The sequence below is a fragment of the Pararhodobacter zhoushanensis genome, from assembly GCF_003990445.1.
In the GTDB taxonomy this organism is placed as follows: Bacteria; Pseudomonadota; Alphaproteobacteria; order Rhodobacterales; family Rhodobacteraceae; genus Pararhodobacter; species Pararhodobacter zhoushanensis.
Genome location: NZ_REEZ01000003.1, coordinates 270,615 through 282,624, shown reverse-complemented (window position 1 = coordinate 282,624; position 12,010 = coordinate 270,615). Strand labels below are relative to the sequence as shown.

The 12,010-nt window shown below is 65.3% G+C and carries 12 protein-coding genes; 4 read left to right on the top strand and 8 right to left on the bottom strand.

What is annotated here, in order from left to right:
• Positions 1 to 133: 133 nt before the first annotated feature.
• The 3 genes from EAE28_RS09510 to EAE28_RS09500 all read right to left on the bottom strand — a co-directional run bounded on the left by EAE28_RS09510 (position 134) and on the right by EAE28_RS09500 (position 2,180).
• Positions 134 to 370 (bottom strand): GlsB/YeaQ/YmgE family stress response membrane protein, encoded by a 237-nt coding sequence (locus EAE28_RS09510; RefSeq protein ID WP_127105613.1) that lies wholly within the window; start codon positions 368 to 370, stop codon positions 134 to 136.
• A gap of 3 nt (positions 371 to 373) precedes the next feature.
• Positions 374 to 1,549 carry a dual-specificity RNA methyltransferase RlmN gene (rlmN, locus tag EAE28_RS09505; protein ID WP_127105612.1) on the bottom strand — a complete coding sequence of 392 codons (1,176 nt, stop codon included), beginning with the start codon at positions 1,547 to 1,549 and terminating at the stop codon, positions 374 to 376.
• Positions 1,550 to 1,649: 100 nt separating this feature from the next.
• Positions 1,650 to 2,180: an invasion associated locus B family protein gene (locus EAE28_RS09500; RefSeq protein WP_425466765.1), complete on the bottom strand. Its 531-nt coding sequence runs from the start codon at positions 2,178 to 2,180 to the stop codon at positions 1,650 to 1,652.
• 171 nt (positions 2,181 to 2,351) lie between these two features.
• Between EAE28_RS09500 and EAE28_RS09495 the strand changes: the two genes are divergently transcribed.
• Positions 2,352 to 3,344: an asparaginase gene (locus EAE28_RS09495; protein WP_127105611.1), complete on the top strand. Its 993-nt coding sequence runs from the start codon at positions 2,352 to 2,354 to the stop codon at positions 3,342 to 3,344.
• Positions 3,345 to 3,541: 197 nt separating this feature from the next.
• Entirely contained in the window at positions 3,542 to 5,143 is a 1,602-nt protein-coding gene (locus EAE28_RS09490; RefSeq protein ID WP_127105610.1) for a GMC family oxidoreductase, read from the top strand.
• Positions 5,144 to 5,262: 119 nt separating this feature from the next.
• On the opposite strand, the gene EAE28_RS09485 is transcribed toward EAE28_RS09490, so the two are convergent.
• From EAE28_RS09485 to glmU, 5 genes are read right to left on the bottom strand one after another with little or no spacing between them, the layout of a single operon-like run.
• Positions 5,263 to 5,961 (bottom strand): DNA alkylation repair protein, encoded by a 699-nt coding sequence (locus EAE28_RS09485; protein WP_127105609.1) that lies wholly within the window; start codon positions 5,959 to 5,961, stop codon positions 5,263 to 5,265.
• On the bottom strand, positions 5,958 to 6,497 hold the full coding sequence (locus EAE28_RS09480) for a DUF3833 family protein (RefSeq protein ID WP_127105608.1): 540 nt from the start codon (positions 6,495 to 6,497) through the stop codon (positions 5,958 to 5,960). Before EAE28_RS09480 ends, EAE28_RS09485 begins: the two co-directional genes overlap by 4 nt.
• A gap of 54 nt (positions 6,498 to 6,551) precedes the next feature.
• Positions 6,552 to 7,094: a pyridoxamine 5'-phosphate oxidase family protein gene (locus tag EAE28_RS09475; protein ID WP_127105607.1), complete on the bottom strand. Its 543-nt coding sequence runs from the start codon at positions 7,092 to 7,094 to the stop codon at positions 6,552 to 6,554.
• 18 nt (positions 7,095 to 7,112) lie between these two features.
• Entirely contained in the window at positions 7,113 to 8,930 is a 1,818-nt protein-coding gene (gene glmS, locus EAE28_RS09470) for a glutamine--fructose-6-phosphate transaminase (isomerizing) (protein ID WP_127105606.1), read from the bottom strand.
• A 2-nt stretch (positions 8,931 to 8,932) separates the two neighbouring features.
• Positions 8,933 to 10,282 carry a bifunctional UDP-N-acetylglucosamine diphosphorylase/glucosamine-1-phosphate N-acetyltransferase GlmU gene (gene glmU / locus EAE28_RS09465; protein WP_127105605.1) on the bottom strand — a complete coding sequence of 450 codons (1,350 nt, stop codon included), beginning with the start codon at positions 10,280 to 10,282 and terminating at the stop codon, positions 8,933 to 8,935.
• A gap of 180 nt (positions 10,283 to 10,462) precedes the next feature.
• Between glmU and speB the strand changes: the two genes are divergently transcribed.
• Entirely contained in the window at positions 10,463 to 11,425 is a 963-nt protein-coding gene (gene speB / locus EAE28_RS09460) for an agmatinase (RefSeq protein WP_127105604.1), read from the top strand.
• A gap of 143 nt (positions 11,426 to 11,568) precedes the next feature.
• Complete coding sequence (locus EAE28_RS09455) at positions 11,569 to 11,997, top strand: DUF1499 domain-containing protein (RefSeq protein WP_164736596.1); 429 nt, start codon at positions 11,569 to 11,571, stop codon at positions 11,995 to 11,997.
• The last annotated feature ends 13 nt before the right edge of the window (positions 11,998 to 12,010 follow it).

The window sequence follows — 12,010 nt, the reverse complement described above, 5'->3', positions numbered from 1 at the left end:
ACCCTTATCATCTGTCCTTAAATATCCTGGGGGGTGAATTGGCCGTCAGGCCAAGAGGGGGGCAACGCCCCCCTGCCCGGTCGCCCGAGGTCGCGGCGGCGACAGCCGACAGGGGCCGAGGGCGAAACGCGCCCTAGCGTTTGACCTGCTGCCAGAGCCAGATCAGCACCATCGCGCCCAGAACGGCCAGGACAAAAGTGATCGCCCAGCCACCCACAGTCACGATCAGGCGCAGCGCAAAGCCGCCGACCAGAGCACCGACGATGCCAATAAGCATTGCCGTGGGCAGATCGGCGTCCATCCCCATCAGACGGGTTGCCAGCAAGCCCGCTGCCGCGCCGATCACGACCAGCAGCAAGACCGCGGCCATGCGTCAGTGCCCCGCCGTCTCGGCCGCGATCTGGGCCGAGGATTTGCGGCCCCGTTCGGTGGCGGATTTCAGCTGGCCGCAGGCGGCCATGATGTCTTCACCACGCGGCGTGCGGATCGGCGAGGCGTAGCCCGCCTTGAAGATGATGTCGGCGAAGGCCTCGATCCGTTCCCAGTCCGAGCGTTGATAGGGCGCACCGGGCCATTCGTTGAACGGGATCAGGTTGATCTTGGCCGGGATGCCCTTGATCAGACGGACCAGCCGGCGCGCATCCTCGTCCGAGTCGTTGACGTCCTTGAGCATGACATACTCGAAAGTGATCCGTTCGCTGTTGGACAGGCGCGGGTAGTCACGCAAAGCGCCCAGCAGCGTCTCAAGGTTCCATTTCTTGTTGATCGGCACCAGCCGGTCGCGGACCTCATCGGTGGTGGCGTGGAAGCTGATCGCCAGCAGGCAGCCGATCTCATCCGCCGTGCGGGCGATTTCGGGCACCACGCCGCTGGTCGACAGGGTAATCCGGCGGCGCGACAGCGCGATGCCTTCGCCATCCATGACGATCTTCATCGCGTCGCGGACATTGTCGAAGTTGTAGAGCGGTTCGCCCATGCCCATCAGCACGACGTTGGAAATCAGGCGCTCTTCGCGCCGCGCCTCGCCCGGGATCGACCATTCCTGCAAATCATCGCGCGCCACCAGCACCTGGCCGACAATCTCGGCCGCGGTCAGGTTGCGCACCAGTTTCTGCGTGCCGGTGTGACAGAACGAACAGGTCAGCGTGCAGCCGACCTGACTGGAGATGCACAGCGTGCCGCGCCCCTCTTCGGGGATATAAACCGTCTCGACCTCATGCCCGCCATTGATCCGCAGCAGATACTTGCGCGTGCCGTCGGCCGAGACCTGTTTGGTGACAATCTCGGGCAACTGGATCTGAAACGTTCGATCCAGAAAGGCGCGGTAATCCTTGCTGAGATTGGTCATCGCGGTGAATTCGCGCACGCCCCAGTGATAGAGCCATTGCCAGATCTGGCCTTCGCGCATCTTCGCCTGTTTCTCGGGCGTGCCATGCGCGATCAGCGCCGCGCGCAATTGCGGGCGGGTCATGCCGATCAGGTTGGGTGTCTCGCTTTCGATGTCCTTGCGCGGGATGGTCAGGACGTCTTGCGTGATGGGGGCAGTCATGCGCGTCTCCGTTTGGCACCGCAGCGGTCTGCGCAGCATATAGGAAAAAGCCGCCGGGCAGAACAGCCCGGCGGCCCTGAAATCGTCAAACGCGCGGCGCTTATTCGGCGCAGCGGCGTTGGGCTTCTTCCGTTGCGGCGGTGATGCCGAACAGGTTGAACGTATCTTGCGTCTGCGTCCCGCGCGACGAGCGCGCGACCAGAACAGCGCTTTGGCCCCGGCGCATCGACGCGAGGATGCGCGCATCCTCTTCCGGCGACGCGGCCCAGGCCCATTCGCCATCGACGATCAGCTGGAACACATCCGCACCGATGGTGACCTGCACGGTCGAGTTTTCGGCGAAGGGATAGCCGCCGGTAAAGGAAATCTCACCCGTTGCGCCCTGCCCCTGACGGTAGGTCGCAAACATCAGAATGTCGCCACGCCGCACTGAAACCGCACGGCCGTCGCGCGTGTTCACGGTTTCCGAGGGCGAAGAAACCGCCCAACACTCGCGCGGGGTGCCGTCAACAAAGACGCTCCACGCGGTTTCCACGGCGACGCGGTTGGTCGAATCCTGCGCCTGAGCGGGGAGCGCGGCCAGCAAAGCCATCACTGCACCTGCCGCGCCGAATTTGAACGTTGTTGCCATCTGCCTCATCGCCTCCAGCCTGTGTCATCAACCCCGCGAGCGGCCTTGTTGCACAAGGCTTTGAACTGGCGCAACGGGGGTTTGCCCGGTAGCTTGCCTATTACCCCGTTTTAAGGGGGGTTAGAAACCCCCGTTGGCGGAAAATTGCGCAACTGTGAAGGAGATATGGCCATGAGCGACGTGGGAACAGGGGCAGTACCGCTGGTGGAGCTGTGGCGCGGGGGCATGCTGGAGAGCCAGCATCTTGGTCATGCCGTCATCTGCGACGCGTCGGGCGTGATCGAATCCTGGGGGAATCCGGCGGCAGTGATCTATCCGCGCTCGTCCTGCAAGATGATCCAGGCCTTGCCCTTGCTCGAATCAGGGGCGGGCAAAGGGCTGGACAGTCGACGACTGGCGCTGGCCTGTGCCTCGCATCAGGGCTCGGCACTGCATACCGAGGCTGTCGACAGCTGGCTGGGTGAGATGGGGCTGAGCGAACAGGATTTGCGCTGCGGCGCGCATGAACCCACCGACATCCCCGAGCGCAATCGCCTGATCTGTTCCGGCGATGCGTTCTGCCAGCTGCACAACAACTGCTCGGGCAAACACGCCGGCTTCCTCATGCTCAACAAGCATCTTGGCGGCGGGTCCGAATATACCGAGGTCGATCACCCCGTTCAGCGCGCGATCAAGACCGCCTTCGAAGAGGTCACCGGCGAGGACAGCCCCGGCTACGGCATCGACGGCTGCTCAGCGCCGAATTTCGCGACCTCGGTCACGGGACTGGCCCGCGCGATGGCCCGGTTTGCGTCGGCGCAAGAGACCGATGGTCGGGGCCGCGCCATGGTCAAACTGCGCGAGGCCATGGCCGCCCATCCCGAAATGGTCGCGGGCGAAACCCGCGCCTGTACCGAACTGATGCGGGTCATGGACGGCGTGGCGATCAAGACCGGCGCCGAGGCGGTATTTGTGGCGATCCTTCCGTCAAAAGGGCTGGGTGTTGCGCTCAAGATCATCGACGGCGGCACCCGGGCGTCGGAGGCCGCCATCGTGGCGATCCTGGCACGGTTGGGGGTTCTGGACCCGGCGCATCCGATGGCGCTGAAACGGCTGGGTGCGCCTCAGGCCAACTGGCGCGGCAAGGTCTGGGGCGAGTTGCGCCACGCCGAAGGCTTTTGCTGAGGTTGCCGGGCTATCGGTGCGGCGCGCGGGGGGCATCGAGCCCCCCGCGCGCCGGTGGGCTTTCGCCCACGCACCAGCCTTCGGGCGTCATGCCCCGGATACGCGTCCCGGTTTGCGTATTTGGAGCAAGCTGAAGCACAGGACACTTGAACGATTGACGCAATTTGGCGCAGGATTATGTGCGGGAGGGCCTGTACATGGCGTTCGACTATGTGATTGCCGGTGGCGGATCGGCCGGGTGCGTTCTGGCGGCGCGGTTGAGCGAAGACCCGAACGTGTCGGTCTGTCTGGTCGAAGCTGGCGGCGCGGGCAAAGATCTGGCCATCCGGGCCCCAGCGCTGGTCGCAGCGATGGTCTCGGGTCGACCCAAGATCAACAACTGGGCGTTTCGGACGGTGCCGCAGCCCGCGCTGAACGGGCGGCGCGGGTATCAGCCACGGGGCAAGGCACTGGGCGGCTCATCGGCCATCAACGCCATGCTCTATGCGCGCGGTCAGCCCGAAGACTACGACGGATGGGCGGATCTGGGGGCCGAGGGCTGGGACTGGGCCGCGTGCCGCCCGTATTTCCTGCGCGCCGAAAACAACCAGCGCGGCGCGTCGGACCACCACGCAACGGGCGGGCCGTTGCAAGTGTCGGACCAGTCCGAGCCACGCGCCATCACCCGCGCCTTTCTGGACGCCTGTGGAGAGTCGCAAATTCCCGAAACGGCTGATTTCAACGGCGCGCAGCAAGAAGGGGCCGGGTATTATCAGGTCACGCAATTCCATGACGGGCCGCACAAAGGCGAGCGCTGCTCGGCAGCGGCGGCGTACCTGCATCCGGTGATGGCCCGGCCCAACCTGACCGTGCTGACCCGGTGTCTGGTGCAAAGGGTGGTGATTGAGGAGGGGCGCGCGACGGGCGTTGAGCTGCGCCGGGGACGACGGTTAGAACGGCTGACCGCCCGGCGCGAGGTGATCGTCTCGGCAGGTGCCTTCGGCTCGCCGCACCTGTTGATGCTGTCAGGCGTCGGCCCCGAGGACGCGCTGCGCGCGCAGGGCATCACGGTAAACCACGCCCTGCCGGGCGTTGGCCAGAACCTGCAGGACCATCTGGACTATGTGATCAGCTACACCTCGGCCCGCCGCGATGTCATCGGTCTGAACCCCGCTGGTCTGGCGCGGCTGGCGCGCGAGGGCTGGCGCTGGCGCAAGACCGGGAGCGGGGCGTTTGCCTCGCCCATGGCCGAAGGCGGCGCCTTCCTGCGCTCGGCGCCCGATATCGACCGCCCGGACCTGCAACTGCATTTCGTCATCGGCATCGTGGATGATCACTTGCGCAAGCTGCATCTGGCGAACGGCTTCTCGTGCCATGTCTGCCTGCTCAGACCCTACGCGCGCGGCTCTGTCGGCCTGACCTCGCCCGACCCGGCAGCGCCGCCGCGGATTGACCCGGCGTTCCTGTCCGACCCGCGCGACCTGCCCGCCCTGATGCAGGGCGCGCGGCTTATGGACCAGATCCTGCAAGCCCCACCCCTCGCGCCGTGGCGCAAGCGCAGGCTTTACCCGCATGACAATTCGGACTCTGCACTCGAAGCCGACATCCGCTCCCGCGCCGATACGATCTACCACCCCGTCGGAACCTGCCGCATGGGCACCGACCCGCTGGCCGTGACCGATCCACAGCTATGTGTCCACGGCATCAAGGGCCTGCGCGTCGTCGATGCCAGTGTGATGCCAACCGTGGTCAGCGGCAACACAAACGCCCCGACCATCATGATCGCCGAGCGCGCCGCCGACATGATACGCAACGGCTGACACCAACTTTATGCCCTAAATATCCACCAGGGGGTCCGGGGGACGCGTGCGTCCCCCGGGCGGGGGCGGGTGGCAACCCGCGCGGGCGCGAGGGGGCTCGATGCCCCCGAGCGCCCGCCCTACCCGGGCAGATGCCGCAACGCTTCCTTGCGTGCGAAGGACTTCAGCCCCGCGCCGTGCTCGGCCATCCACGAGCGCGTGCGCTCGGGATCGTGCTTGGACAGATCGCGCAGCCACCAGCCGACGGCTTTCTGGATGAACCAGTCGCGGTCGGTGACATAGCCCGCCGCCCAGCCCAACACGCGCTCGCGCACCGCCAGATCTTCGGGTTTCGGGTTCGGCATCCGCGCCCAGGGCAGCGTCATCACCAGCGCGGCGCGGCGGGTCCACATGTTGGGGCTGGCCGTCCAGCCCTCGACCCCGTCCAGCCGTGACGGATCCACCACCAGCCGCCGACCGCCTGCCGAGCTGGCGAAATCCGACACGGCCCAGCCCTCGAACCCTTCGGCCCAGCTGGCAATCAGTTCCCAGACGGCGGTGTCATCGGGCCGGATGCGAGCCTGCGCCAGCAGTTTGGCCGCCGCAAGCATCGCCTCGTGGATACCGCTGTCCCAAAGCCCCGCCGCCAGCGCCACGCGCTCGTCCAGCGTCGCCGCCACGCGCCAGCCCTTGACCAGCTCGTCAATCTGCGGGTTGCTCAGGCCCAGATAAGGCCGGTCGATCTTGTGATAGGCGCGCATTTCTTCGGCCCGGACCGGATCGGCAAGGGCGTTCAGCGTGGCGAGGGCGGCGTCGGGTGATACGTCTTGTTCATTCATACTCGGGTCATTTCAAAGCGGACACGCCCGACGGGAAGACCCCAGCGGCGCACGATCGCCTCATTGATAACCCGCCCGTCCGGCGCGCGATAGATCACGTCGGAAAACGCCAGCCGTGTCACGCCCTCAAGCGATTCGAAATCGGCCGTGTAGGTCAGGCGGATGGTATCGCCCTCTTCCACCACCTCGGCCACCCCTACGGTATCGTCACGGCGTCCGGTCCAGCGGCCCGGCCCGGCGCGGTCGAACACCCAGGTCAGCCGCCCCGTTTGCCCGTCGTCATAGGTGAAATCCTCGGCAACGGTCAGGCGATCGCCCTCCAGCCGTCCGTGTAGTTGCGCGCTGAAACGACGCTCCGAGCCGGTCAGGTCAACGTGGAACACGCCGCGGCCACGCACTTCACCGACGAACACATCGGTCAGGGTGATCGGCCCGCCCGACATCGCGGGGGCATCGGGGGTGCGCGCGCACCCTGCAAGGGTCGCGGTGCCGAACGCGGTGGCACCAAGGATGACAGAACGGCGGGTGAGGGTCATGGCGGGGCTCCTGATCAGGGTTCCCAAGTGATACGACCCCCTGCCCCGACCGGATCAATCCAGAAGGCCGGTCGGAAACCCGTCAATCGTCTGGCGGTTCTTTTGCTCCCAATAGGCGCTCAACGCTTCGTCGTCCCGCTGGCCCGCCCAGGTCTTCAGCGTGTCGCGCTCACCGGCGAAGTCGAAGAAAGGCACGGCGTAACCGCATGAGGTCTGCACCAGATCGACCTCCAGCACATAGATTTGCCGTGCGCCGGCGATCGGGATGAACTGCGCATAGAGCGCGTCCCACTCGGCATCACGGGCATAAACCGCCCGCGCCGAACCATAGGCACGCAGGATCACCGGGCGTTTGGTAAAGCTGCACCACATCACCGTCATGCGCGGGTCAAGCCGCAGATGGCCGTCAGTCTCATTCCCCGAGCCGGTCACATTCAGCCAGATCAGCTGGTTCGGCCCCGTGACGCGCAGGCTGTCCATGCCCTTGGGCGACAGGTTCACCCGTCCGGTGGGCGCGGCGGTGGCAACGAAGAACATCTGCTGCTCGGCGATCAGCCGCAGGTGGTCATCCGCGAAGCTGGGAAATTGTTTGGCCATGTTACTCCACCATCACCGTCACTCCACCGTCACCGATTTCGCCAGATTGCGCGGCTGGTCCACATCGGTGCCGCGTGCCAGCGCCGTGTGATACGCCAGCAATTGTGCCGGGATCGCATAGACGATGGGCGCGATGAGTTCGGGCACCGTCGGCATCGCCAGCTGGGCCCAGACCTTGCCGGCCTCTTCCAGACCCGCGCGGTCCGAGATCAGCACGACCAGACCCTGCCGCGCCATGACTTCCTGCATGTTCGAGACGGTCTTGTCATAAAGCGCATCGCGCGGTGCCAGCACGATTACCGGCATCGTCTTGTCGATCAGCGCGATCGGCCCATGCTTCAGCTCGCCCGACGCATAACCCTCGGCGTGGATATAGCTGAGTTCCTTGAGCTTGAGCGCCGCTTCCAGCGCCAGCGGGAACATGACGCCCCGGCCCAGAAACAGCGCGTGCTGCGACTCGGCGATCTTGGCGGCCAGCGTCTTGATGTCATCCTCGCGGTCCAGCGCCTGCGCCAGCAGGCCGGGCAGCACCTTGATGTCGGCCAGCTTTGCGGCCAACTGGGCCGCATCCAGCCGACCCCGATCCTGCGCCGCTTTCAGTGCCATCAGCAGCAGCACCAGCAATTGCGCGGTGAAGCCCTTGGTCGAGGCAACGGAAATCTCAGGGCCCGCCAGAATCGGCAGCGCCACATCGGTTTCGCGCGCGATGGACGAGGTGGGGACGTTGACCACGCCAATCGTGCGCGACAGCTTGCCCTCGACATGGCGCAACGCCGCCAGCGTGTCGGCCGTTTCGCCTGACTGGCTGACGAAAATCCCGATGCCCTTGTCGCTGAGCACCGGCTGGCGATAGCGGAATTCGCTGGCGATATCGATATCGCAGGGCAGCCCGGCGATCTGCTCGAACCAGTATTTCGCCACCTGCGTGGCATAATGCCCGGTGCCGCAGGCGACCATCGTCACCCGGTCGCAGCTGCTGAAATCGACCTCGGGCGGAAAGGCCAGATCGGTTCCGTCGGGGGTCAGATGGAACGCCGTCACCGCGCCAAGAACCGCCGGTTGCTCGGCAATTTCCTTGGCCATGAAGTGCTTGTGCCCGGCCTTGTCGATGCGGGTCTGTTCCAGCTGGATACGGGTAACCGAGCGGTTCACCCGGTTGCCAGCCATGTCGTAGAAGGTCGCTCCGGCGCGGGTGAGGACAACCCAGTCACCCTCTTCGAGATAGGTCACGAGATCCGTCATCGGTGCCAGCGCGATGGCGTCCGAGCCCAGATACATCTCGCCGGTGCCATGCCCCACGGCCAGCGGCGAGCCTTTGCGCGCACCGATCATCAGATCGTCGTGGCCTTCAAACAAGAAGGCCAGCGCAAAAGCCCCTTCCAGCCGCTTGAGCGTCTCGCCAACGGCCTCTTGCGGCGTCATGCCCTGATCCAACAGGTGGCGGGTCAGCAGCGCGACGGTCTCGGTGTCGGTGTCGGTCTCATGTGCCAGCCCGGCGGCGGCGAGTTCCTCACGCAGGACGCGGAAGTTCTCGATGATGCCGTTATGCACGACCGAAACCGGGCCCGAGCGGTGCGGGTGGGCGTTGCCGACATTCGGCTCGCCGTGGGTTGCCCAACGGGTGTGGCCGATCCCGGCCTTGCCCGCCAGCGAGTCATGCACCAGCAGATCCGACAGGTTCACCAGCTTGCCGACCGCGCGGCGGCGGTCCAGCACACCGGCGTTCACCGTGGCGATGCCCGCACTGTCATAGCCGCGATATTCAAGCCGCTTGAGCGACTCCAAGATCAGCGGTGCCACCTCATGCGACCCCAGTACCCCGACAATGCCGCACATGCTCAGCCCTCTTTCTTTTTTGCTTTCAGCGCCCGCAGACGCTCCATCAGGCGAATGGCCAGCCCCGGCTTGTTCTCTTGCTTGGCCCGTCCCAGCGCCAGAGCACCCGCCGGCACATCACCAGTGATCACCGACCCCGAGCCGGTCATCGCGTCATCGCCCAGCGTGACCGGTGCCACCAGCATGGTATCCGAGCCGATGAAGACCCGTTTGCCGATGGTCGTGCGGTGCTTGAACACGCCGTCATAGTTGCAGGTGATGGTGCCCGCGCCGATATTGGTCTTCTCGCCGACGTCGGCGTCACCGATATAGGACAGGTGATTGACCTTCGCCCCCTCGTCCAGAATCGCGTTCTTGATCTCGACGAAGTTGCCGATGTGGACATCCTCGGCCAGTTCGGCCCCCGGGCGCAGGCGGGCGAACGGCCCGACGGTGGCGCCGCGGCTGACGTGGCAGCCCTCAAGATGGCAGTAGGCGCGAATGGTCGCTTCGCTTTCGATGGTGACGCCCGGGCCAAAGACGACATTGGGGCCGACGACCGCATCGCGACCGATCACCGTGTCCAGCGCGAAATAGATCGTCTCGGGCGCGATCAGGGTCACGCCATCGTCCAGTGCCTCGGCCCGTTTGCGTGCCTGAAAGGCGGTCTCGGCGGCGGCAAGTTCGGCACGGGTGTTGATGCCCAGCGTCTCGGCCTCATCGCAGCGGACCACGCCGACCGAGAGCCCCTTTTGTCTGGCAATAGCCACGATGTCGGTTAAGTAGTATTCGCCCGAGGCGTTTTCGTTGCCGACCCCGTCAATAAGTTGGAAAAGTGTCATCGCGTCCGCGCAGACCACGCCCGAGTTGCACAAGCGGATGGCCCGCTCGTCTTCGGTCGCGTCCTTGAATTCGACGATCCGTTCCAACTGATCGCCCTGCATCACCAGTCGCCCATAGCGACCGGGATCAGCAGCCTCGAACCCCAGCACGACCACAGCATGCTTGCTCCGAGCATCGCGCATCCGCTCCAGCGTGTCGCCGGTCACGAACGGCGTGTCGCCATAGAGAACGACCGCATCACCCTCGAACCCGTCCAGCCCCTGCCGCGCCTGCGCAACGGCATGGGCTGTCCCGCGTTGCTCGACCTGATGGGCGATCAGCACATCGGGGTCTTCAACCCGCGCAGCCTTGGCCACGGCCTCGGCACCGTGGCCTGTAACGACCACCACACGCTCAGGCCCCAATGCAGCACCCGCGCGCATCGCATGTGCCAACAGCGGGGCTCCGCCAAGAGGGTGCAGCACCTTGGGTCGTTCAGAGTTCATCCGGCTGCCAAGACCGGCAGCGAGGATCACGAGGGATACGGACATAAGGGACGCCTGCTCTGGTTTCGGCCCGTTTTACGCTAGCCCGGGGTCAATGCAAGGAGCGGGCCGATCACACCACGTGACAGGCTGAAACACAGGCAAAACCGTGCTCAAAAGACCGCGCTTGCGTTTGTCGGCTTTGTTTGGTCCTGTCGCGAAAACACAAGCGAAGGGGGAAAGGGCATGGCGCTCGAAGATGCAAAGACCGAGGTTGACGGGGCTTTCACCCGACAAGACCGGCGCGGACTGTCCTTCGAGAATGCCTTTGGCGGGGCCACCAGCTTTCTACGACGGCGGTATTCCAAGGATCTGACCGGGGTAGACCTTGCTGTGACCGGCGTGCCTTTTGATCAGGCGGTGACGCACCGGACGGGCACCCGCTTTGGCCCGCGCGCGATCCGCGAGGCGTCGACCCTGCAACCCTATGACCCACCCTATGGCTGGGGTTTCGACCCGCTGGGCGAGTTCAGCGTGGTAGACTACGGCGATCTCGCGTTCGACTACGCCAAGACCGCGGACTTCCCCGCCACCCTGCGCGCCCATATTGGCGGTATCCTCGACGCGGGCGCAGGCTCGCTTGTGCTGGGCGGGGATCATTCGATCACGCTGCCGATCCTGCAAGCCCATGCCGAGCGGTTCGGGCCGCTGCGGGTGATCCAGTTCGACGCGCATTCCGACCTGTGGGTCGATGACGACATGGATCGGATCGACCACGGGACGTTCATGTACAAGGCGGTCAAGACCGGGCTGGTGGATGCGAAGAATTCCGTGCAGATCGGCATCCGCACGGAATGCGAGGATTACCACGGTTTCAACGTCATCGACGCACCGGCAGTGCACCAGATGGGTCCGGCAGCCGTGGCAGCACGGGTCAAGGAGATCGTCGGCGACGCACCGTGCTACCTGACCTTCGACATCGACGCGCTGGACCCAGCCTTTGCGCCGGGCACGGGCACGCCGGTCTGGGGTGGGCTGGCCAGCTGGCAGGCGGCGGCGATCCTGCGCGGGTTGGCCGGGATCAAGCTGACCGGCGGCGACGTGGTCGAGGTCTCGCCGCCCTATGACACCACCGGTGCCACGGCAGTGGCCGGGGCGCATGTGGCGATGGAAATCCTGTGCCTGTGGGCCTGGACCCGGCGGACGTGATGGGCGGCAAACGGGGCGCCTACGCGCCGGAAATCCGACGCGCGGCGCTTTTCTGACCTTTGAGAGCCGCAGATCTGTTGACACATGGCTCTCGCACGACACTGTCGAAACACTGGTTCCCGGGCGAGGATGGTATGGTTCGTATGGCGACTTGGTTTCTCTATCTGGTGCTGATCGTGGCGCTCGCCTTCATCGGCTTTGCCGCCTGGGTCCGCTTTGCGCCGTCTGATCCGGCGGTCTGGCACGTTGATCCCGTCACTGCGCCGATGCCCTCTTCGCCCAATGCCGCGCGGGTCGAGCGGCTTGTCGCGATGCCGGTGGATCAGGTCGCCACCTATATCGAGACGCGCGCCCGTACTGAAGGCGCGACGCTTTTGGCCGGGGACGTCCTGTTCGGCACCTGGATCGCGCGCACGGCTTTGATGCGCTACCCCGATTACGTGTCGATCCGCCTGACGGCTGAGGGAGAGGGGACGCGCATCGTCGCCCTGTCGCGCGCGCGGTTTGGCTATTCGGATCGGGGTGTCAACGCGGCACGTCTCGGGCGCTGGTTGCCGCAAGCTGAACCATGACGGTGCGCTGAAG